This window comes from Jeotgalibacillus marinus, from assembly GCF_040801915.1.
GTDB lineage: Bacteria > Bacillota > Bacilli > Bacillales > Jeotgalibacillaceae > Jeotgalibacillus > Jeotgalibacillus marinus.
On the sequence record NZ_JBFMIA010000170.1, the window covers coordinates 1 to 268 of the forward strand.

Here is a 268-nt window from a genome sequence, read left to right on the forward strand (position 1 = left end):
CAGTCCAGTCGCCGTCTTCAAGATAGGTAATGGAATCGGTCAAGGGCGCGAGCGCAATCGCGTCCGATCCTAGATACATTTCGCCATTACCATGCCCAATCGCAAGCGGTGATCCCTTGCGCGCACCGATCAGAAGATCGTCGTGGCCTTTGAACAGGAATACCAGCGCGAAGGCTCCGTGCAGCCGCGGCAGCGATGCCTGTACCGCTTGCTGTGGCGAGTAGCCATTCATGAGATAAGATTCAACGAGATGCGCTACCACCTCGGT

Annotated in this window: 1 pseudogene; it reads right to left on the bottom strand. The window is 56.7% G+C overall.

The features are described 5' to 3' along the window. A pseudogene (locus AB1471_RS18975) lies at positions 1-268 on the bottom strand (glutamine--fructose-6-phosphate transaminase (isomerizing)); the annotation flags it as partial.